This window comes from Streptomyces sp. AC627_RSS907 (assembly GCF_019049165.1).
In genome coordinates this window covers 1-20,654 of sequence record NZ_JAGMUE010000168.1, presented here as the reverse complement: position 1 = coordinate 20,654, position 20,654 = coordinate 1, and the positions used below count along the sequence as shown (strand labels likewise).

Here is a 20,654-nt window from a genome sequence, read left to right as displayed (position 1 = left end):
ACCGGCGTCTCTGGGGACCGGGCGGCGACGGGTCCGCGAGGACGGCCCCCGGGCTCAGGAGGGGGTGGTGGTCAGGATGCGGTTGAGCGCGCTGCCGGGCCGGCTCGTCAGTTCGTGCCAACTCCCCTCTTCCGTGATGCGGCCGTCCTCGAGGACGGCGATGCGGTCGGCTCGGCGGATGGTGGCCGGGCGGTGGGCGATGACGATCGTCGTGCGGCCCTCTTCTCGCAGCGCGACGGCGAGTTCGGCGTCGCCGGTGTTGTCCAGGTGGGCGGTGGACTCGTCGAGGACGAGGACTCTCGGACGGACCAGCAGTGCGCGGGCCAGGGCGATGCGGGCCCGCTGACCGCCCGACAGCGTGGCGCCCCGCTCGCCGACGAGGGTGTCCAGCGGGGCGATCTGGTCGACGCCGCACAGCCGTGCCGCCTCGGCCAGCGCCTTGTCGTCGGCCTCGGGTGCGGCGAGCCGCAGGTTCTCGGCGAGGGTGCCGTGGAACAGGGGCGTGTCCTGGCCGACCAGCGCCACCGCGCGTCGCAGTTCCGCGTCGCTCACCTCCCGCACGTCCACGGGGTCGCCGTCGGCGGGCAGCAACTGGACCACTCCGGCGGACGGGTCCCAGAAGCGGGCCAGCAGGTGGGCGCAGGTGGACTTGCCGGCACCGGAGGCGCCGACGAGGGCGAGTGTCCGGCCGGGGTGGACCGTGAGGTCGACGCCGTCCAGCACGGGCCCGCCGCCGTAGTCGAACCTCACCTGGTGAAGTCGTACGCCCAGCGGCCCGGAGGGCAGGCGGCGTGGGGTGGTGGGCGGCGGTGCGAGGGCGGGGGCCTTGACGGCCGCGTCGACGCGGGCGGCGGCGGGGCGCAGCGCCACGGCCTGGCTGAGGGCGCGGGCCGATTCCGCGACCGGGCCCAGGACGGACAGGGCCAGAGCCATCGCGGCCGGGGCCCAGGCGCCGTGCAGCCGTCCGGAGGTCACGGACTGGGCGGCCGCGGTGACCACGCCGAGGACGGCGACCACGATGAGGAGGTCGCGGACGGCCGCGGCGACGGCCTCCCAGGTGGCCTCGGCGCGCTGGGCGTCGCCCACCTGGCGCCCCCGCTCCGCCAGCTCGCGGCGGCGTTCGGCCAGAGCGCCGAAGGCGAGTAGTTCGCGCAGTCCGTCGACGGTCTCCACCGTGTCGGCCGACAGCCGGGCCATGGCCGTCCGGGTGCGGCCACCGCGTGCCGCGCGTGCGCGTGCGTCCGCGAAGGGCGCAGCGGCGAGCAGGCCCGCGACCGGCAGCACGGCCGCCAGCAGCCACGGCTCGACCGCGGCAAGGACCATGGATCCGCCGGTGAAGACCGTCCCCGCCGCGAGCAGTTGGGCGGTGGTGTGGGCGTAGAAGAACTCCAGGGCCTCCACGTCGGCCATGGCGGTGGCGGCGAGGTCGCCGCTGCGGCGGCCCGCGACCCGGGCGGGCGCGCTGCGGGCGAGTCCGTCGAAGACGCGTACCCGCAGGAGGGCCAGCACCCGATAGGCCAGGTCGTGCGACAGGTCCATCTCCCGCCAGGTCGTCAGGGCGCGTACGAGGACCAGGGCGACGAGCGTGGTGACGGTGGCGGCCGTGGGCGCGCGCCCCTCGATGACGGCGGTGCCCACGGTGTGGGCGGCCAGGGCCAGCAACGCGACGAGGGACCCCTGTTCGAGGAGCGCGGCGGCGCAGGTGCGGGCCGTCATGGCGCGATGCGCGGCGAGGGCGGGGAGGAGGGCGCGCAGCGCGCCTCGCGCGGGTACGTCCGCGTCGGTGGTGGCGGTGCGGGTGGTGGCGGTGCTGGTGGTGGCGGTGCTCATGCGGCGTGTTCTCCTCGGTGAGCGCGGCCGGCCTCGACGAGCCGTGTGTAGACGCCGCCGGCCCCGGCCAGGCCGGCGTGGTCTCCGACGGCGTCCACCCGGCCGGCGTCGAGGACGACGATGCGGTCGGCGTGCCGGACGGCGGCCAGCCGGTGGGCCACCACCAGGACGGTCCGGCCGCTCGCGGCGTTCATCAGCTCCCGGACGATGTCCGCCTCCCGGCGTTCGTCGACCGAGCTGGTGGCCTCGTCCAGGACGAGGACCGGGGCATCGGCCAGCAGGGCCCGGGCGAGCGCGAGCCGCTGACGCTGCCCGCCGGAGAGGGTGGCGCCGCGTTCGCCGAGGACGGTGTCGTAGCCGTCCGGCAGGGAGGTGATCTCGTCATGGACACCGGCCGCGCACGTCGCCCGGGTCAGCTCTTCGTCAGTGGCGTCCGGCCGGGCCAGGCGCAGGTTGTCGGCGATGGTGGCGTGGAAGAGGTAGGTCTCCTGCGAGACGATGGCGATGCCCCGCCGCAGCGAGTCGAGCGCGTACTCGGTCGTGGGGCGCCCGTCGAGGGTGATCCGGCCGTCCTGCGGGTCGTGGTGGCGCAGGAGCAGGGCCAGCAGGGTGGACTTGCCGGCGCCGGAGGGGCCGACGATCGCGGTCGTCCGTCCCGGCTGCGCGGTGAAGGAGACACCGTTCACAGCGGGGGCCGAGGCGTCGTCGTAGGTGAAGCGGACGTCGTGGAAGCGCAGTTCGGGAGGGGTCTGCCGGCGCGCGGGGGCTGTTCCGGTGTCGGAGACGGCGGGTCGGGCGGTGCGCAGGGCCGCGAGACCGTCGGCGGCCGACGCCCCCAGGTATCCGGCGTGCCATTCGCGGGCCAGGTCGCGGACCGGCCGGAAGCACTCGGAGGCCAGCAGCAGCACCAGATAGGTGCTGGTCGCCGTGGTGGAGCCGGTGACGGCCGACCAGCACGCCAGGAGCGCTGCGGCGGCGGTGCCGCCCTGGACGGCGAGGTCGGTGATGCCGGTGTCGACCAGGGACACCCGGAGTTTGGCGACGGTCGCCCGGTGCAGCGCCGCGGACCGCGCCTCCAGACGTGCGCGGGTGCGCCCGACCGCGCCCGCGGCGCGCAGGGCGGGCATGTTCTGGAGGGCCTCCAGGTAGTCGGCGCCCAGTCCTTCGTAGGTGTCCCAGTGCTCCTTGCCGCGGGCGGCGAGCAGCCGGTCCCAGGCGCGCGGCCCCGCCAGGGCGAGGAGCAGGGCGGGGACGAGGCCGAGGAGCGCCCGCGGTTCGACCACGGCCAGGGCTGCCAGGACGAGGGGCGGCACGGTGAGGGTGAGCAGGAGCTGGGGCAGGTAGCGGGAGACGTAGGCGTCGACGCCCTCCACGCCGTCGACGAGCGTGGTGCGGACGGCTCCGGCCCGCGCGGTGGTCAGGTGAGCGGCTCCCAATCGGCCCAGGTGGGCTAGGAGTTCGTCCCGCAGGGCCACCCTGACCCGGGCCCCCGCCCGGGTGGCGGTGCTCCGCTGCGACACGGCGATCCCGGCGCGCCCGGCGACGACGGCGAGCACCGCGGCCAGCAGCCACGGAAGCCGGCCGGTGTCGCCGCGGGCCAGGTCGGCGAGCGCCAGGGCCAGCAGTGCGGCCTGCACCAGGTGCGTGAGGGTGACGGCCCCCTGCAGGAGGGTGGCCGCGAGCAGGGGGCGCCGTGCGCGCCCTGCGGCGCGACGCAGCTCGGGGTGGACGATCACGTGGGGTTCTCCTCGTCGGCGTGACGGGTGCCGAGGGCCAGGGCGTGCACGACCCAGTCCCGGTCCGGCGCGGCTCCGAGGGCGGCGCCGAGATCCGCCTGTTGCCAGGAGCCGACGGGCCGGGCCGCCAGCCCGTGGCGGCGGGCGGTGACGTGGGCCAGGTGGACGGCGAAACCGGCCCGCAGGTGGGCGCGGCGAATGTGCGCGGTGTCGGCGTCCGCGGGGCAGCCGTAGGCGAGCAGGACCGCTCCCGCGTCCGCGATCCATGCCTGGCCCGCCGCCCAGGCCGCGAGCGTCGGGCGGGCCTCGCCCGCCGCGTACCGCCGCAGGGTCGTGCCGTCGGGTGCCAGTTGTACGAGGCCGGGCCGTGGCGGGCCGACCGCGGCGCACCAGCGCAGCAGGTGGCCGGCGTCGGCCCCTTCGGCGGTGGCCAGGACCGCCCGCAGTGCCTCGCGGGAGGGGGCGCCCGGCAACGGCGGTGTGGTACTGCGGCGCGCCAGTAGTTCGGCCGGGGTGGGCGGGCCCCCGGACGGTTCCGGGATGCCGGGGCCGTCGGCCGGGGGCGTCGGGCTCTGCACCTCGGGCGGCGGGACGCGCACGACGGCCAGGGGGTTCTCGGTACGTCCGTCCAGTCGCGCCTCGGGTGTGCCCGCGCCCAGGGCGCGGGCCGCCAGGAACAGCGCCGCGGCGGCGTGCCCGGTGTCCAGCAGCAGAAGGGGCCATGCTCGATGGCCGTAGTGGGACATCGAGCGCCGTGCGGTGACGGAGAGTTCGGCCGTCATGCCGGGCGGCGTGTCGTCGGAAGGCAGGCCGACGTGGTGGACGCGGTGGCGCAGCGGGTCGTAACCGTAGCGGCCGGGCGGCAGGGAGCAGCCGGCGCCCACGACCAGTTCGGCGTCCACCGGGTGCAGCGCCCCGGCGGAGGGTGCGGGCCTGAGACGTCCGGAGGCGTCCGAGGCCGCCAGGGACAGGCGCAGCAGGGCCGCCAGGTCGAGCTCCGCCGGGCCGGCCCGCGGGATCGGCAGCGGCCGCTCCGGCCAGGCCCGGACAGGTGTTCCGGCGGGCGTGTCGGGGCCGGGGCGCTCCGGGGAGCGGGCGCGGGCGAGGGCGGCGACGAGGTCTGACGGGCGGTCCTCGCGGGAACGTTCCACGGCGGTCCTCACATGTGCGGCGGAGGCGCCAGCGTGAAGTCCGTCGGCGCACTCGGCGGGGTGGTGCGCCATCCGCGGGCGACGGCGGCGTCCGCGAGGCGCGGGCAGCCGAAGTAGCCGAAGGCGGCGGGGGCGTTGGGCAGGAGTCCGGAGACGAGGACCCGGGCGACGCGCAGGGCCGTCTCGGCCACGTCCTCGGTGGTGAGGTCGAAGGTCATCACGCGGTGGCCGCCCGCGTGCAGCGCGTCCTCCAGCCGCTCCCGGCTGCCGGGCTCCACCTCGTCGACGGACACGGTCCCGAGCGCGGGCCCGGTGAAGCGGCGGGCCTCGGCCGCCATCCGTTCGTCCAGCCACACCTGCACGTGCGCGCCCAGGTCGCGGACGTGCTCGAACTGCTCGCCGCACGCGTCGAGGTAGCGGCTGTCGGCGCGGTGTTCCAGGTACAGCCCGCGGGCGAGCAGCCCGGCCTCGACGGCCTGGAACACCCAGCCGTCGGGGTCGGTCAGGCCCTGGGTGAAGACCCAGGTGTGGACGGCTTCGAGGACGGCCTTGCGGGCGGCCTCGGCCGGGTCGTACTTGCAGGCGAACCCGGCGGCGTACAGGCCGAGGCGCGGGTCGTGCACGAGCGCGGCCATGCAGGGGGCGAACTCCGAGTGCATCTCGACGAGGTGGACGTCGAGCGCGGAGCCCGCCAGGTCGTCGGCGAGGCCGGGCACGCTCGCCGGGTCGATGCCCCGGGCCGGGCCGTCCAGATGCCACCACAGTTCCAGCGCGTCGCGTTCGACGATCTCCAGCAGACCGCGTTCGACGGCGTCGTCGAGGCCCTGGCCGGTGGCGATGCCCGCGTAGTTGAGGTGGTGGGTGCGGGGCAGCTCGCGCAGGGCGCCCTGGCGCCAGTTGAGGTGGGTGAGCGGGACGGGCGCCCAGACCTCCGCCGTCCGCCCGCCGGACAGCCGTTCGGTTCCGCGAGTCCACAGGGCCGGGGTGTCGGGAGTGAGGGGGCGGTAGGGAAACCCGTCCCGGGCGTACTGCCAGTCGGCGTACGCGGGCAGGTCGCCGGGGCCGTAGAGCCGCAGGCCCTTCCCGGCCAGTTCGGCGGCGGTGGCGCGCACGGGGGCGTCGGGGTGGCCGTGCGGCGGCACGCGGTTGCCGCAGTACCGCTCTATCCCCTCGGCTATCGCGGCGACGCGGGCTTGGGCCGGGTCGCCGAAGGTAGTGCCGAGGGAGACCCGGTCGGCGGGCCACAGCCCGAGTCTGCGGGCGTCGGATATCTCGGCGGTGAGCGCGGTGTAGCGGGGTGGGGCGCCCGCGGGGTGTTCGACGGGCTTGACCTTGCGGACGATGCCGCAGACGGGGTCGACGAGTGCTTCCAGCGGCAGCGCCGTCATCGCAGGATCTCCTCGGCGGGGTCGACGGGGGTGGGGCGGGACGGGAGGACGGGCAGGATCAGCGCCACGCTGTGCGCGTCGACCTCCCGTCGGGAGGCGAGCAGCCGGCCGGCCGTCACCGGGTCCTGGCCGGTGTGGGGGTTGCGGGCGTGGGCCGGGAAGTGGTGTCCGGCGATCTCCAGGCGCAGTCGCGCGCCGGCCGGCAGCCGGCGTGCGAGCCGGCCGAGGGCGATGGTGAACGAGGTTTCCCGGCCCGCCGGTCCGGCACGCCGGACGACGCCGACGGCGAGCCGCTCGGCGGTCCCTTCCGGTGGGAGCGCGACGAGCCGGGCGGCCCAGTCCGCGGACGGGCTGTGCGCGGTGGCCGGCAGGTGCACGCTCCCGGGGCCGACCACGTCGAGCGGGCGCGGCAGTGGCGGCGTGACCAGCAGACAGCGGTCGGGCGGGCCGTCGGTGGGGACGGTCAGGTCGTCCGAGCGCACGGGCCGGGCGGGGTCGGCGGTGAAGGCGGAGCCGTGTACCAGCCGCGTGCGTGCTGTGCGTGGTTCGCCCTCGGTGCCGGCCGGCAGCCACAGGTCGGCCCCGCCCAGCCCTTGGGCGCCATGGTGGCCGGGGGCGAGTTCACCGGTCAGGGCGCGTCGGGCCCAGCGCACGTACAGATCACCGAGGTTCAGCCGGTGGGCGGGGCCCGCGTCGGGGCCCGGGGCGGTGACGAGGGAGTGGCCCCAGGGTCCCAGCAGCAGCCGGGCCGAGGGTCCGCCCCAGGCGCGCCACAGTGCGACCGTGTCCTCGGTGAAGTGGTCGTGGTGGCCGCCCACCGCGAGCAGGGGTACTCCGGCGTGTGCCGCCCGCGCCACGAGGCGGCCGCGGTCGCGGTGCCGCCACAGGTCCGCCCAGGAGGGCAGGCCGCGGCCCAGCCGTTCGGGGAGGCTGACGAGCGGCACGCTGGTGAGCAGTCCGGGGTCGGCGGCGAGGGCCTTCTCCAGCGCGCTCTCCTCGGAGTCCCGCCGGTCGCCGTGTGCGGCCCACCATCCGGCGCGGGACAGCAGCCGCTCCACTCCGGAGGTCTCGCGCGCCGTCTCCGCCGGGCCGAGGGCGGGTACAGCCGCGATGACGGCGTCGGGCCGGGCGTCCTCGGGCACGTCGAGGGCGAGGGCGAGGGCGCAGTGGGCCGCGTAGGAGGCGCCGACGGCCAGCAGCCGGCCGTCGCTCCACGGCTGCCGCCGGATCCAGCGGGCGGTCGCCGCTCCGTCGGCGGCCTCGTTCGCGTACGGGCGCCACGGCCCGGGTGACGCGAAGCGGCCGCGCACGTCCTGGACGACGGCGGCGAACCCGCGGTGGGCCCAGCCGCGCGCCTCGGCCTCGTGCCGGGTCCGGTCGTAGGGGGTGCGCACCAGGACGGCGGGGAAGGGGCCGTCACCGGCCGGGAGCCGGACGTCGGTGGCGAGTTCCCCCACAGCCGCGCTGAACGCCGTCATCCGTCCTTCCTCGGCATCGGTGCGACGTCGGGCACCGGGAGGACGGGGTGCTCGGTGACGGTCAGCGTGCGCAGGTCCACCCGGCGGAGACGGCGTCGCGCCGGGAGGCCCGCCGGTTCAGGGGCTTCGGTGGCCCACCGGTGGAGATCGTCCGCGAGCAGCGCCGTGAGCAGCGTGGTGGCGGGGACGGCGAGCCGGACCGGTGCACCGGAGGTACGGGGTCCGCTCCAGTACGCGGCCAGTTCGCGGTGAGCGGGTGTGGCGGCGAGCCGGCGGGACCGGACGTGCGCCGAGGTGACGTCTCCGGGAGCGGCGGCCACCGGCTCGACGTACGCCTGCCAGCCCTCGCGGTGGCAGCGCAGCCACGCGACGCCGTGCTCGGGCAGCCGGTCGGCGGCGTCCCACAACCCGTCCGGCACGGGTCCGTCCAGGCACCACACGACTGCACAGGGGTTTCCGTCGAGCAGGTGCTCGACGTCCGCCGGCGGTCTGCCGGAGGCGGTCACGGCCGGGGCCGTGCGGGGCCGCGCGCCCAGGGCGGCCAGTTGTGCGGCGAGCGGTTCGGTCAGCACCGGGTCGCCGAGGATCCGGATGTCCCGGCGGGTGGCGGGCCAGTGCGGGTGCCGCGGCCCTTCCGCCAGGTAGCCGGCCTCCTCGAAGGCCCGCACCACGCGCTCCAGGCCCTCGTCCATCGGGCCTGTGGTCCCCCCGGCGAGCAGGGGGAGCAGGGCGTTTTCCTCGACGTCTCCTGTGCTGACGCTGAGGAATTCTCCTTCCGGGGTACGGACGGCGAGCCCTCGCCCGGGTACGGCGACGACCTCCACGCCGGGGACTAGTCGGCTGCGGGACACGGCGTTGCTCCTGTCGACGGGACCTGGGACGGGCGTGGGCCCGCCCGGAAGGCATCGGGCGGGCCCACGGTCGAGGGCGGTGAGGCCCTTGCCTACTCCTCGGTGTCCTCGAAGGGGTTCTCGACGAGGGCGTTGGAGTGGGAGGCCGAGTCGTGGGCCAGCTGGCCCGGGTCGGCGATCGGCGTGAAGATCTGTTCGTTGTCCATGAACTCTCCTTCATCAGCGGGGAGATACGACGTTCGAGTGAGCGCCGCGACCACAATCTAATGAATCTGATTTTCATATTCTAGAGCTGGGAGAGGGTGATCTGGGTAACACACCGGCCAGCCGCCCTCGGGATCCTGACCGACCCGGCCGGCCACCTTCAGCACGTCGGCCAGCAACCGCGGTGTCACCACCTCCCGCGGTGTCCCGTCGGCCACCACCCGACCGTCACGCAGGGCGACGATGCGCTCGGCGAACCGGGCGGCATGGGCCAGGTCGTGCAGCACCATCACCACCGTGAGCCCGCGCTCCTCGCGCAGGCGCACCACGGTCCGCAGCACGTCGAGCTGGTGGTGCAGGTCCAGATAGGTGGTCGGCTCGTCGAGCAGCAGGACGCGGGTGTCCTGAGCGAGCGCCATCGCGAGCCGGACCCGTTGCCGCTCGCCGCCGGACAGCGCGTCGACGTCACGGTCGGCCCAGTCCTCCACCCCGACGTCGCTCAGCGCCCGGTGCACGACGGGGTCGTCGCCCTCACGCAGCATGCCCAGCGGGCCGCGTGCCGCGTACCGCCCCTGGCGGACGAGGTGGCGCACCGTCATGCCCGGCACCGCCGGAGCCGACTGGTGCAGCAGGGCCACCCTCCGCGCCGTGGCGCGTCTGGACAGCCGGGCGAGGTCGTCCCCACCGAGCAGCACGCGCCCCTGGCCGGGTTGCAGCAGCCCGGCCGCCAGCCGCAGCAGGGTCGACTTGCCGCAGCCGTTCAGGCCGATCAGGGCGGTCAGTTCGCCCGGCCGGACGGTCAGGTCGACGCCCCGCAGCACGGGTCGTCCGGGGTAGCCGAAGTGGACCCCATCGACGTGGATCCCCACGGACTCGGTCATGCTCTGTCCTCGATTCACTTCAGAACGTACGGCTCGGCGTACGGCGCACGACGACCAGCAGCAACGCGGCACCGAGACAGGCGGTGAGCGCCCCGACCGGCAGCGTGAGCCGTCCCGAGTCGAGCACCGCCGCCAGCAGCCGCGAGGACAGCTGCGCGGCCGCGTCCGCCCCGCACACCACGACCGCGCCCGTCAGGGCGGCGCCGGGCAGGCTCCGGCGCAGGTCCGCGCCGAAGACGGCCACGGCCAGGTGCGGGACGAGCAATCCGACGAAACCCAGCGCTCCGACGGCGGCCACCGCGCCCGCGGTCAGGGCCACCGCGCACAGCAGGGCCAGGGTCCGGGCCCGGCGCGCGGAGAGGCCCGCGGCGAGGGCGATGTCGTCCCCACAGCGCAGCAGGGTCAACGGCCCGGCCAGCAGCCATGCCGCGACTCCCCAGACGAGCGCCCATGGCCACAGCAGGTGCCAGTGCTCCCACACCCGGCCCTCCGTGGTGCCCACCAGCCACTGCACCACGCTGCCGAGTTCCCCCGGCTCCACCAGCAGCACCATGGCGGTGAGCCCGCCGAGCACCGCCGACACCAGCACCCCGTGCACGGCGGTCTGCGCCGGATCTCCGCGCCCGCGTCCGGCGAGCAGCCACAGCAGCGCCGCTCCGGCACATCCGCCCGCGCACGCGGCGAGGACCACGGCCAGGGGAGAGTCCCACCCGGCGAGTCCCAGGGCGGTCGCGGTGACGGCTCCGAGCACCGCCCCCGGGGTCACGCCCGTCACCTCCGGCCCGGCCAGGGGATTACGCAGGGCGGACTGCAGGACCAGCCCCGCCACGGCCAGACACGCGCCCGCGGCGAGAGCCACCAGCAGCCTCGGCAGGCGCAGTTGGAACAGAATGTGGCGTTCCGTGGCGTCACCGCCACCGTTGAGGACGTCCCAGACCGCACCCGGGGGCATGCCGCGCCCGGCCACCACTTCCACTCCGGCGCACACCACGACGGCGGCCGCGAGCACCGCGAACCGACGGGTCACCGTGCGTCCTCCGATCCGGTCGTCCTGAGCGCGCGCGAGGGGGTAGCACCGGGCTCGCCGCTCCCGGGGCCGCCCCCGGGAGCGGGGTGCGACGCCCCCGCGCGAGGAACCTCGTCCGCCGCACCGGAAGCCGTCTTCCGCGGTCCGGGCAGCGGCGCGCACGCCGCTGCCGAAGCGGCCTGTCCGGGCGGCGGCGCGCACGCCGCGGCCGAAGCGGCCGATGCCCGCCGGACCGCCCGGCGGCGGCCGCCCGACCGCATCAGCGCGACGCCGGCCGGCACCCCGAGCAGAGCGGTCCAGGCGCCGACAGGCGTCTCCACGGGTGCCAGGGCCAGCCTGGCCGGGACATCGGCGACCGTCACCACGACGGCGCCCCATGCCGCGGACCACGGGAGCCAGCGCACCGCCCCGGCCGCGGGACCGAACCAGCGGCTGAGGTGGGGGGCGAGGAATCCCACCCACGCGACGGGCCCGCACACCGCCGTCACCGGGGAGATCAGCGCCACGGCGATGGCCAGCGCGGCCAGCCGGGCGCGGTGAGCCCGTACACCCAGCGCCTCCGCGTCCTCGTCGCCCAGCCGCAGTACCGACAGCACCGGCGCGCACAGCACGAGGGCGGGCCCCGCGACGAGCAGCCATGGCCACAGGCCCGTCACGTCGTCCCACGTCCGGGCGGAGAGGGAGCCGAGCAGGTAGCGGTAGATCAGCTGGAGGTCGAGCTGGTCGGCCATGACCATCAGGACGAGCAACGCGGCCTGCAGCGCGGCCGCCACCGCGGCGCCGGTCAGCAGCACGGCGGACGGACCGCGGCCGATCCCGGCGACGAGCAGCGTGAGGCCGCCGCCGAGCGCGGCCCCGCCGATGGCCGGCAGAGGCTGGACGGCGGCGGGCAGCGAGAGGGTCAGCACCAGCGGCGCGGCCACCCCGAGCGCGGCCCCGGACGACACGCCCAGCATCTCCGGCACCGCCAGGGGATTGCGCAGCGCCTCCTGGAGCACCAGTCCGGCCGCGCCCAGACAGGCTCCGGCGACGAGTGCCAGCAGCAGGCGCGGCACCCGGAGTTCGGTGACGACGATCCCGGCGAGCGTGGTGTCCCCCTCCCGCATCACGGCGACCAGCCGGTGCGGTGCGACGTAGGGGGTGCCGAGACTGAGCGCGCAGACCGAGGAGACGGCCAGCAGGACGACCACCAGGAGCGGTTGCCACCCCCGCACGCCACGCGACGGCCGCGGTCCGCCCGCCGGGGCGGGCGCCGAGAGGGAGGTCCTCACCGCAGTGCGGCCGTGGCCTCGTCGAGGACGATGCCCAGTGACCGGGTGCCGCGCCCCTTGGCCCACACCTCGGAGTTCACCTCGTGGACGTCGCCGTTCCTCACCGCCGGGATCTTGCCCCAGAGCGGGTTCGCGGCCAGCTTCTCCGAGAGCTTGCCGTCCGCGTCGCCGAAGCTCATCGTCTCGACGAACAGCACGTCGACGCCCTGGGCGAGGATCTCCTCCAGGCTGTAACTGCCCTGCACACCGCGGGACTTCCACGGGTAGTCAGTGATGTTGGGAAAGAGGCTGGCGGTCACGTCGCCTTCCGGCGTCGCGACGCCGAAGTTCTCGTCACTGCCGTAGATGATCAGAGCGGTCTTCTCGCTCGGGGCCTTCTCGGCTGCGGCAAGCCTGGTCCGGAAGGCCCTCTCCGCCTTCTCCCCCTCGGCGGTGCGGCCGGTGAGTGCGGCGACGTCGCGCAGATAGCCCACGCTGTCCTGCCACGTCTCGGGCTGCATGGCCCAGAACGTGGTGGCGCCCTTGAGGGCCGGGGCGAGCTTGCCGTGGGTGTCCCCGAGGCCGATCACGAGATCGGGTTTGTGGGAGAGGATCGCCTCGACCTCCGGGGCGATGAATCCGCCGGGGACGACGTCCACCTCCTTGCCCTTCTCCTCCCCCAGGAAGCCGGGGTGGGCGAGCAACGCGCTGTTGGTGGCCATCGGCACGATGCCCAGTTCCGTCAGGATGTCGTCGCACAGGGCGAACAGGCAGACGATCCGCTCGGGTTCCTTCTTCAGGGAGAGCTTGACGCCGTTGGTGTCGGTCAGCTCGGTCGCCGCCTTGATCGGTTCGACGGTGACCTCCGTCTTCGCCGCGGGCCTGTCCTTGTCGCTCGCGGGCTCCTCGGAGGACGAGCCGCAGCCGACCAGGACGGAACCCACCGCCGCTGCGGCGATCCAACTGCGAACAGATCTCGACGATGAGCGCAGCATCGATGCCCTCGCTTCTTCTCAGGTACCGGGAACGCACTGAAGATACATGATAATCGTTTTCAGCAGATCGGTTTCTGGAGGACTCATGACCGCTGCCACACCCGTCCTGCTCGTCTCCGACCACGTGGCCGGAGCCGTACACCTGCTGACCGTCCCGGACGGCGCCGAAGCAGGACGTCTCACCGACCGTCATCTCTCCGAGCACGCCGGGTTCCTGGCGCTTCCGGGAGGGCGGGTCGCCTGCGTCGACGACCGTCGCGGGGAACTGCTGGTGCTCGATCCCTTCGCCGGGAAACTCGTGGAGCGCACGGTCCCGGTCGCCGTGCCCGCCGAGCACCTCGCCTGCGACCCGTCCGGCCGCCGACTGGCCGTCACCACCGGCCTCGGCAAGAACGGCGCACCATGGTCGGACCTGCTCACGGTCCTCGACCTGGCCACCGGAGAGTCCGCACGGGTCCGCACGCGCGTCGGCGAGCCGGGCGTAACCGTGCTGGGCGAGAACGAACCGCTGGTCGTACTGCGGCACCGGGAACCCGGCGCGCTGGCCGTCCACCGGTTCGCGGACCTCCTCGCGGCTCCGCCCGGCTGCCCCCCGGTCACCCCGCACGCGGTCCTGTCGCTGCCGGACGACGGACACGGGGACGCACAGGCACCCGGCTCGGAGCACGTGTTCGCGGCCACGAGCGAGGGAGTGCACCGGGCCCGGAGGAAGGGCGACGCGCTCACCCCCGAGGCGGTCATTGCGTGGGGGGCACCCGCCCGAGGCTGGTACCTCCGGCTCGACACCCGGCGGCAGGCGCTGTGGACGACGCTGCGCGGCGGTGACCCGGACCCGCTGCGCTGGCCGGAGTGGACCAACCAGGCGTGGCGGCATGATCTGGGGACGGGCCGCACGCGGCGCACGGACCTCGGTCCCGGACTCGTCTTCCGGCTGGCCCTCGCACGGCGCCACACCGCCTTCACCCGCGTCCACCCCGACGGCGACGAACTGCTCCTTCTCGGCGCCGACGACGTCGTCCGCCGCTGTCCCCTGCCTGCCATGGACGGTGCTCCGCGTCGCGGCGGCACCCCTTGGGAGGGCGTCCAACGCCGAGCGGTGGCCGCCTCACCGGGCTCCGACTGGGTCGCCGTCACCCGGGGCGGCCACGGCGAGGTGCACATCGTCGACGCGGAGACCGGCCACGAGGCGGCCCGTCGGCGGCTGAGCACACCGCTGCATCACGGCGGCCACATGACACTGCGCGTCCGGGACGACGGCGCCGACGGTGATCCTGTGGGACGGTGACGGCCTGCGCGGGCCGGCCCGCTCCAGGCGTCCGGAACGGCCTCCGCCCACCGGAGCGATGTCCGGTACCGCGCCCCACGGGCGTCCGTACGCCGCTTCTCCCCTCGTGACCGACTGCCGAGTCCGGTCCCGCGGCGGGGTGGCGGTGCGCCCTCGCCGCCGCGGTGTGACGGCCGCGGCGGCGAGAGCACGTGGCGGAGTCAGCGTCCGGCGAGGACGCCCCGGGCGTCGGCCTCGGTGAACTCGCCGCCTTGGTGGACCGGGATGCCGTCCTCGCAGCCGACGGCGACGGCCTCGTTCCCGGTGGTCTCCTCGCCGTGGACGCCGGGGCAGTCCCGGAAGCCGGGACGAGCCGGGCGAACACCGGGGCCCCGGCGCGCACCCTGACGCCTGGTGGGTGCCGCTCAGGCAGAAGGCGAAGTCCGCTGTGCCGGACAGATCTCAGTCACTCGCGCCGAGAGTCCGCGCAAGTGCGTCGAGGGTCACGTCGACGACGGCGCGCAGCTGCTCCGTGCTCGTTCCGGCTCTGCTCATGACGGCGAGGGACTGGTTCACGGCCGCGAGGTGGGTCGCGAAGGACTCGGCCGCCTCGTCGTGCAGCCGGCCGGCCTTCAGCGCGGCGCGTAGCCGGGTGTGCTGGAAGCCGATCGCCTCCCGTGCGCGCGCCGTGACGCCCGCGCTCAGCACTGGGGTCGCCATGACAGTCTGGGCCACCAGGCACCCGTCGGGCAGACCGGGGTCCGCGATGCGTTCCAGGGTGACGTCGAAGAACGCCCGCGCGGCTGCCAGGGGCCGGTCGGCGGCACAGGACAACGCGGCGTCGTACTTGTCTCCGTAGCGCGTGGCGTAGCGCTCCAGACAGCGCATGAAGAGCGTGTCCTTGTCGCCGAGGGAGGCGTAGATGGAGCTGCGGTTGAGTCCGGTCGCCCGGGACAGGTCGTCCACCGACGTGTCCGCGTAGCCGGCCCGCCAGAACTGGATCATCGCGGCATCGAGCGCCGTGGCGATGTCGAACTGCTTCTTGCCCGCCATGCCGGCACCTCCCTCCTGCTCCGCCCTCTTGGTGGAGACCATCCTCTCATCTTGAACCAATCAGTTCAAGATGGGTTAGGGTGAAGGCATGATCACGGCGGCTCACCCGCAGACCTCACAGCGCGGCGACACGCGCACCGCGTGCTCGCGGCCGGCGCCGTCGCGTTCGTCCACACCGTTGCCATGGCGGGCGGACACCGACGATGCCGCTGCAGGCGCTGTGGGCCTCGCGATCCGGCTTCGGAGCGCTCACCACCGTCGTGACCGACGCCATGGGCCGCCGTCCCGTTCTCGTGTCTGCCGCGCGCCCTCGCGGCGCCGGGCACCCTGGGGTTCGCGCCGGCGGACAGCCTCAGGGTCCTGCTGATCTCGCGCGTGCCGAGAGCGGCGTGGCGGCCGGGCTCAGCACCGCGACGGCGACGTCGCCGGTCGCGGAACTCGTGCACGGGTGCAGGACGGCAGCCGTGCCGGGCACCGCGGCCGGCATCGCACCTCACACCAGTGGAGGAGAATCATGAACGACCCCGCAAGCACCCCCCGCGACTCCGGCAACCCGGTCCGCGACCTGCCGCTGCCCGACCTGGCCGGCTTCACCCACCGTTGGGTCGACGCGGGCGGCGTCCGGCTGCACGCGGTCGAAGGCGGTCAGCCGGACGGTCCAGCCGTCGTGCTGCTCGCCGGGTTCCCGCAGACCTGGTGGGCATGGCGCAAGGTGATGCCGAACCTGGCCGACCGATTCCAGGTCATCGCGATCGACCTGCCGGGCCAGGGCCACTCCGAACGCCCGGACACCGGCTACGACACCCACACGGTCGCCGCGCACGTCCACGCCGCGGTCAAGGCGCTGGGGGTCTCGGCCTACTGGCTGGTCGCCCACGACATCGGCGCGTGGGTCGCCTTCTCCCTCGCCTTGAAGTACCAGAGCCGGCTGCGTGGCCTGGCACTGCTCGACGCCGGCATCCCGGGCATCACACTCCCCGCCGCCGTCCCGACCGACCCCGAGCAGGCGTGGAAGACCTGGCACTTCGCCTTCCACCTCGTGCCCGACCTGCCCGAGACACTGCTCGCCGGCCGCGAACGGGAGTACGTCGGCTGGTTCCTGAAGGCCAAGACCCTCTCCCCCGACACCTTCGACGACGCCGAGATCGAGCAGTACGCCGCGTCCGTGGCCGCCGACGGCGGTCTCCGCGCATCCCTGGCCTACTACCGGGACGCCGCCGAGTCGGCGCGGAAGAACCACGAAGCGCTGGAACAACAGCGCCTGACGGTCCCGGTCCTCGGGATCTCCAGCAGTCACGGGTCCATCCCCGACATGGCAGCTTCCATCAGGCCGTGGGTGGACCACGCCACCGGGATCGTCGTGCCGGACGCGGGACACTTCATCCCCGACGAACAGCCCGATGCCGTCACCGCCGCGCTGACCGGCTTCATCGCGCCGCCGAGGTGGTGACGGCCCGTCGGCCGGGCACCTGACCCGGTCCTGACCGGCGGGCGTGGGCGATGTCCCCGGCCAGAGACCGCAGCCGTACGCCGGGGCCAACGGTACGGCCTCGCTCGGCGAGCAGGGCCGGCGCTTGTAACCCAGGTGGTCCTGGACGATAAGAACGGCGTCATCGCCACAGAGGAACCGGATGCGCGAGCCCCCAGGCCGCCTCTCCCTGTGACGGTCACGGCCCGGGCGGTTCCTGACGGTCAGTGAGCTTCCGTGTCCGGGAGTGTGTGACCTGCCGGCAGAGGTCAGCGGCGTATCCGGGGACGCTCCGCGTTCGTGACGGCCCGCAGTACCCATTCGGCCGGGCCGTACCGGTACCGCGCGAGCCAGCGTCGGCTCAGCTCCAGCTGTACCGCGAAGATGCCGACGGCGACGACCGGCACGACCGCCGGCGGCGTGTCTCCGGCCAGCCCGAGCCCTACGCCGGTGAAGATCAGCACGCCCAGCAGGGACTGCCCGAGATAGTTCGACAGCGCCATCCGGCCGGCCGGCGCTAGCGCCCGTGCCAGCCGACTGCCGCGCGGGGTGGCGAACACCCTGAGCAGGGTCGCCACGTAGGCGCTGACCAGCAGCGGCGCGGTCAGGATGCTCGCCGCCAGCCCCGCCAGGCCGGCAGTGCCGCCACCGATCGCGAACATCAGCGCGCCCGCGAGCCCGATCGGGTATCCGACCACCTCCAGTCGGCGCAGCTCGACCGTGTGCCTGCCGATCCCATCGGCGAGCACCTTCCGTCGGCCGGCGGCCAGCCCGACGAGGAACGCGGCAAACGCGAGCGGGCCCTGCACAGCAAGACTTCCGGCCATCGCCGGCAGCGAGCGCAGGTGCTCGCCGATCACCGAAGCCAGGCCGCCGTCAAGCGCATCGGTCGACGCGCGACCGCCGGCGAGCGCGGCGTTCTGGTCGGTAACCAGTTCGACGCCGGCCAGCGCAGCCACGGCCATCCCGACCGCCATGAAACCGACGATCGCCCCCGCGGCGATGACCGCGGTCCCCGGCCGGATCCGGCGCACGGCAAGCAGAACAACGCCGAGCAGCGCGTAGGTAGTCAGGATGTCACCCTGGAACAGCAGCACCGCATGCAGACCACCGAGCACGAAAAGCCCGCCGAGCCGGCGGACGAACCGCGCGGTGAAGTTCGCGCCGGCACTGGCCGCGGAGGCCAGCTGCAAGGTGAAGCTGTAGCCGAACAGGAACGAGAACAGCAGATAGAACTTCATCTCGAACAGCACCCGGACCCCGAACTCGACGGAGTGGTCCAGCCAGGAGCCGTGCGCCGGATCGGCGACGAGGTGGAACGGGTAGCCGGAGGCGAAGTACGCAAGGTTCACGACGAGGATGCCGAACAGCGCGAACCCGCGCAGCGCGTCGACATCAAGTATCCGAGCCGGGGTGCGCGGTCGCAGCGTTTCCGTCATGCAAGAACGCTAGGAACGGTGGAGGGCGTGGCACGAGCCGGTGCGCCCGAGAATCCGCGGTGGGGCCAGCCCCACCGGTCGGGGCGGGGCAAGCCCTACCGGCCGCCAGTCCCTGGCCGCCGAGCTGACCCGGCACGTGTCCGCCTCCGGCGCCTGACAGCAGCCCGGTCGATCCTGTTCAGTGGTGCCTGTCGACGACGGCACGGACGACGGCGGCGACCTCCTCGCGGTCGGTGGGCCGCAGGTCGACGGAGTTGTGGATGGAGAATCCCTCCACCAGCGCGTCCAGGGCCCGTGCGGTGAGCGGGTCGAAGTGCCTGGCCAGGGAGTCCCGGCTGGCCTGCATCCAGGAACGCATGACGGTGCGCACCTCGGGATTGCGGGTGGCGAAGGCGTAGAGCTCGTAGCTGAGCAGGAGGTTGCGGTCGGTCCCCCAGACCTTGCCGCAGATGATCTCGACGACCGCGTCCTCGGCCTCCTGACGGGTCCGCGCGGCCTCCAGAAGGGCCCCGTAGCGTGTGGAGACGGTCTCCGCGAGCCGGGTGAAAGCGCCGGTCAGCAGGTGTTGCATGTCGTCGAAGTAGTAGGTCAGTGACCCGAGCGGCACGCCTGCCGCCTCCGCGATCTTGCGGAAGGTCACCTTGATGGCGCCGTGCTCCGCGATGACGTCGAGCGCGGCGTCGAGGATGCGCTCGCGGCGCCGGGGGTCGTTGGGGCCACGAGTGCTGCCTGTCATCGCCGTTGTCCGCCTTGTCTTCTCGGTCGCCGACTCGATGTGTACATTTGTTCATACTCGGTGGGTGGCGCGGGATCGTCGCCTGCCTCTCCCTCATTGTCTCCAACACCGGCGGAGCCCTTCCTTGACAGACCGTGCTGTACACCGGCGCCGCCGGGCGCTGTACCTCTTCTTCTTCCTCAACGGCATCGCCATGTCCTCATGGATCACGCGCACCCCGGACGTCCGTGACCGTCTGGGCGTGTCCACGGGGCAGATGGGGCTGGTGCTGTTCGGTCTGTCCGTCGGCTCGATGGCCGGCATCCTCTGTTCCGGCCGTTTCGTGTCGCGGTTCGGGACCAGACCCGTGACGGCGCTCGGCACGCTGTTCGTCATCGCGAGCGTGGTCGTCGTGGGCGCGGGCAGCGCCCTCGGCTCCGCGCCCGTGGTCACCGCCGGGCTGTGCTTGTTCGGCGTGGGGGTCGGGTCGGGCGAGGTGGCGATCAATGTGGACGGTGCCGACGTGGAGCGGATCACCGGCACGGCGGTTCTGCCCACGCTGCACGGGTGCTTCAGCCTGGGCACCGTCATCGGCGGCCTGGCCGGCATGGCGGCCACCGCTGCGGCGTTCCCCGCCCACTGGCACCTCCTGGCGGTGGCCGCGGTGACGGCCGCGATCTTCGGGTACGCCATCGGTGCCGTCCCCGCCGGGACCGGGATCCGTGTCGCGGCGCCCGCTTCGGACTCCGCGCGGACCGCGGGCCCGCAGGTGTGGAAGGACCGACGGCTCCTGATGATCGGGGCCATCGTCCTGGCCATGGCTCTCGCCGAGGGCGCCGCCAACGACTGGCTGCCGCTGCTCATGGTCGACGGCCACGGTCTCGACGCCGCCGTCGGCTCGCTCGTCTTCGTGGGGTTCGCCGCCGCGATGACCCTGGGACGCTTCGGCGGCACGTTCTTCCTCAACCGCTACAGCCGGGCGGCCGTCGTGCGGGCCAGCGCGGTCTCCGGGGCGATCGGCCTGTGCCTGGTCATCTTCTCCGACAACGCCGTCGTGGCCGCGGCCGCCGTCCTGTTCTGGGGACTGGGCGCGTCCCTGGGCTTTCCGGTGGCCCTGTCGGCGGCGGGCGACTCGGGGCCCGACGAGACCGCCCGGGTCGGCCTCGTGGCGACGATCGGCTACATCGCGTTCCTGGTGGGGCCGCCCACCCTCGGCTTCCTGGGCGATCACTACGGACTGCGTCCGGCGATGGTCGTGGTCCTGGCGTTCGTCGCCGCGGCCGTCCTCGCGGCCCCTGCCGCCGGCACCCGCGTATCCCATCACCGCAGAGCCGATACCGGCGTCCCCGCCGAACTCGCCGTGGAGCGGCCGGGGCAGCGCACCGAGGGGTGATCGCGTGACCGGCGCACGTCGCCGACCGCTTCCAGCAGCAGGTCGATGCCCTGGTGAGGGCCCGTGATGCGTTCGTGGACGTCTGCCGGGAAGACCTCGCCTGCACCGCCCGCCGGTGGCACGTGCGCCGACGGATCAAGGAACGCCGCTTTCCTGCGTGAGCAGGCCGCACACCGAGGCGCCGGCGGTGGCTCTTCGCCGCGGCCCCCCTGCTGGTGCCGACCGCCGACTCGGCCGAAGCCGTGACCGAGAACCGGGCGCTCCTCGGTATCGGCGGCGCGATGGTCATGCCGACGGCCCTGTCGCTGTCCCTCGTACCGCCCCGGCACAGCTAGCGGTGATCTTGGAAGAGCCTAGGCCGTGTTTTAGGTCGGGATTCTGATCCACGCCTCGTGCTGTGATGATCACGTTGTGGGGCGTGGGGATCTTTCTGATGAGCAGTGGTCTGTGTTGGAGTCGTTGCTTCCTGCGGCGGGTGTGAGTCGCAGGTCGCCGGGTCGTCGGCGGCTGGTGGACGGTGTTCGGTGGCGG

Annotated in this window: 17 protein-coding genes; 3 read left to right on the top strand and 14 right to left on the bottom strand. The window is 74.0% G+C overall.

The genetic code is table 11. The features are described from left to right. Window positions 1-54: 54 nt before the first annotated feature. The 11 genes from KUM32_RS29905 to KUM32_RS29860 form a co-directional block, all read right to left on the bottom strand. Window positions 55-1,830: an ABC transporter ATP-binding protein gene (locus tag KUM32_RS29905; protein ID WP_217145103.1), complete on the bottom strand. Its 1,776-nt coding sequence runs from the start codon at window positions 1,828-1,830 to the stop codon at window positions 55-57. Further along, window positions 1,827-3,566, bottom strand: a complete 1,740-nt coding sequence (locus tag KUM32_RS29900; protein WP_217145102.1) for an ABC transporter ATP-binding protein/permease — start codon at window positions 3,564-3,566, stop codon at window positions 1,827-1,829. Before KUM32_RS29900 ends, KUM32_RS29905 begins: the two co-directional genes overlap by 4 nt. Further along, the gene (locus KUM32_RS29895; protein WP_254406342.1) at window positions 3,563-4,717 is read right to left on the bottom strand and encodes a SagB/ThcOx family dehydrogenase; all 1,155 of its coding nucleotides are present in this window, start codon (window positions 4,715-4,717) and stop codon (window positions 3,563-3,565) included. The genes KUM32_RS29900 and KUM32_RS29895 overlap by 4 nt, the downstream gene beginning before the upstream one ends. Before the next feature lie 8 nt (window positions 4,718-4,725). Then, entirely contained in the window at window positions 4,726-6,105 is a 1,380-nt protein-coding gene (locus KUM32_RS29890) for a YcaO-like family protein (protein ID WP_217145100.1), read from the bottom strand. Continuing rightward, window positions 6,102-7,583 carry a CocE/NonD family hydrolase gene (locus KUM32_RS29885; protein ID WP_217145099.1) on the bottom strand — a complete coding sequence of 494 codons (1,482 nt, stop codon included), beginning with the start codon at window positions 7,581-7,583 and terminating at the stop codon, window positions 6,102-6,104. The genes KUM32_RS29890 and KUM32_RS29885 overlap by 4 nt, the downstream gene beginning before the upstream one ends. Next, the gene (locus KUM32_RS29880) at window positions 7,580-8,434 is read right to left on the bottom strand and encodes a hypothetical protein (protein ID WP_217145098.1); all 855 of its coding nucleotides are present in this window, start codon (window positions 8,432-8,434) and stop codon (window positions 7,580-7,582) included. The genes KUM32_RS29885 and KUM32_RS29880 overlap by 4 nt, the downstream gene beginning before the upstream one ends. 92 nt (window positions 8,435-8,526) lie before the next feature. Next, window positions 8,527-8,640: a streptamidine family RiPP gene (amiA, locus tag KUM32_RS43965; RefSeq protein WP_254406341.1), complete on the bottom strand. Its 114-nt coding sequence runs from the start codon at window positions 8,638-8,640 to the stop codon at window positions 8,527-8,529. Window positions 8,641-8,697: 57 nt separating this feature from the next. Further along, window positions 8,698-9,519, bottom strand: coding sequence for an ABC transporter ATP-binding protein (locus KUM32_RS29875; protein ID WP_217145097.1), 822 nt, complete (start codon window positions 9,517-9,519; stop codon window positions 8,698-8,700). 19 nt (window positions 9,520-9,538) lie between these two features. Then, window positions 9,539-10,546 (bottom strand): iron ABC transporter permease, encoded by a 1,008-nt coding sequence (locus KUM32_RS29870; protein ID WP_217145096.1) that lies wholly within the window; start codon window positions 10,544-10,546, stop codon window positions 9,539-9,541. Beyond that, entirely contained in the window at window positions 10,543-11,760 is a 1,218-nt protein-coding gene (locus KUM32_RS29865) for a FecCD family ABC transporter permease (protein ID WP_374227566.1), read from the bottom strand. The genes KUM32_RS29870 and KUM32_RS29865 overlap by 4 nt, the downstream gene beginning before the upstream one ends. A gap of 53 nt (window positions 11,761-11,813) precedes the next feature. After that, window positions 11,814-12,791: an ABC transporter substrate-binding protein gene (locus KUM32_RS29860; RefSeq protein WP_217145095.1), complete on the bottom strand. Its 978-nt coding sequence runs from the start codon at window positions 12,789-12,791 to the stop codon at window positions 11,814-11,816. An 85-nt stretch (window positions 12,792-12,876) separates the two neighbouring features. On the opposite strand from KUM32_RS29860, the gene KUM32_RS29855 reads away from it, so the two are divergent. Continuing rightward, window positions 12,877-14,076: a YncE family protein gene (locus tag KUM32_RS29855; RefSeq protein WP_217145094.1), complete on the top strand. Its 1,200-nt coding sequence runs from the start codon at window positions 12,877-12,879 to the stop codon at window positions 14,074-14,076. 441 nt (window positions 14,077-14,517) lie between these two features. On the opposite strand, the gene KUM32_RS29850 is transcribed toward KUM32_RS29855, so the two are convergent. Beyond that, the gene (locus tag KUM32_RS29850; RefSeq protein ID WP_217145175.1) at window positions 14,518-15,108 is read right to left on the bottom strand and encodes a TetR/AcrR family transcriptional regulator; all 591 of its coding nucleotides are present in this window, start codon (window positions 15,106-15,108) and stop codon (window positions 14,518-14,520) included. Window positions 15,109-15,622: 514 nt separating this feature from the next. On the opposite strand from KUM32_RS29850, the gene KUM32_RS29845 reads away from it, so the two are divergent. Then, complete coding sequence (locus KUM32_RS29845) at window positions 15,623-16,558, top strand: alpha/beta fold hydrolase (protein ID WP_217145093.1); 936 nt, start codon at window positions 15,623-15,625, stop codon at window positions 16,556-16,558. 287 nt (window positions 16,559-16,845) lie between these two features. Here the strand turns inward: KUM32_RS29845 and KUM32_RS29840 are convergent, their stop codons facing one another. Then, entirely contained in the window at window positions 16,846-18,015 is a 1,170-nt protein-coding gene (locus tag KUM32_RS29840; RefSeq protein ID WP_217145092.1) for a DUF418 domain-containing protein, read from the bottom strand. Window positions 18,016-18,193: 178 nt separating this feature from the next. Next, a complete protein-coding gene (locus tag KUM32_RS29835) occupies window positions 18,194-18,751 on the bottom strand; it encodes a TetR/AcrR family transcriptional regulator (protein WP_217145091.1) in 558 nt (185 codons plus the stop codon). Between the two features lie 124 nt (window positions 18,752-18,875). Here KUM32_RS29835 and KUM32_RS29830 point away from each other — a divergent pair, with 124 nt between their 5' ends. After that, entirely contained in the window at window positions 18,876-20,123 is a 1,248-nt protein-coding gene (locus tag KUM32_RS29830) for an MFS transporter (protein WP_217145090.1), read from the top strand. The last annotated feature ends 531 nt before the right edge of the window (window positions 20,124-20,654 follow it).

What these genes read in the sequence shown, in the direction of transcription:
- KUM32_RS29905 (WP_217145103.1), bottom strand. Translation starts at nt 1,830, where the DNA reads ATGAGCACCGCCACCACCAGCACCGCCACCACCCGCACCGCCACCACC.
- KUM32_RS29890 (WP_217145100.1), bottom strand. Translation starts at nt 6,105, where the DNA reads ATGACGGCGCTGCCGCTGGAAGCACTCGTCGACCCCGTCTGCGGCATC.
- KUM32_RS29885 (WP_217145099.1), bottom strand. Translation starts at nt 7,583, where the DNA reads ATGACGGCGTTCAGCGCGGCTGTGGGGGAACTCGCCACCGACGTCCGG.
- amiA (WP_254406341.1), bottom strand. Translation starts at nt 8,640, where the DNA reads ATGGACAACGAACAGATCTTCACGCCGATCGCCGACCCGGGCCAGCTG.
- KUM32_RS29875 (WP_217145097.1), bottom strand. Translation starts at nt 9,519, where the DNA reads ATGACCGAGTCCGTGGGGATCCACGTCGATGGGGTCCACTTCGGCTAC.
- KUM32_RS29860 (WP_217145095.1), bottom strand. Translation starts at nt 12,791, where the DNA reads ATGCTGCGCTCATCGTCGAGATCTGTTCGCAGTTGGATCGCCGCAGCG.
- KUM32_RS29855 (WP_217145094.1), top strand. Translation starts at nt 12,877, where the DNA reads ATGACCGCTGCCACACCCGTCCTGCTCGTCTCCGACCACGTGGCCGGA.
- KUM32_RS29850 (WP_217145175.1), bottom strand. Translation starts at nt 15,108, where the DNA reads ATGGCGGGCAAGAAGCAGTTCGACATCGCCACGGCGCTCGATGCCGCG.
- KUM32_RS29845 (WP_217145093.1), top strand. Translation starts at nt 15,623, where the DNA reads ATGAACGACCCCGCAAGCACCCCCCGCGACTCCGGCAACCCGGTCCGC.
- KUM32_RS29840 (WP_217145092.1), bottom strand. Translation starts at nt 18,015, where the DNA reads ATGACGGAAACGCTGCGACCGCGCACCCCGGCTCGGATACTTGATGTC.
- KUM32_RS29835 (WP_217145091.1), bottom strand. Translation starts at nt 18,751, where the DNA reads ATGACAGGCAGCACTCGTGGCCCCAACGACCCCCGGCGCCGCGAGCGC.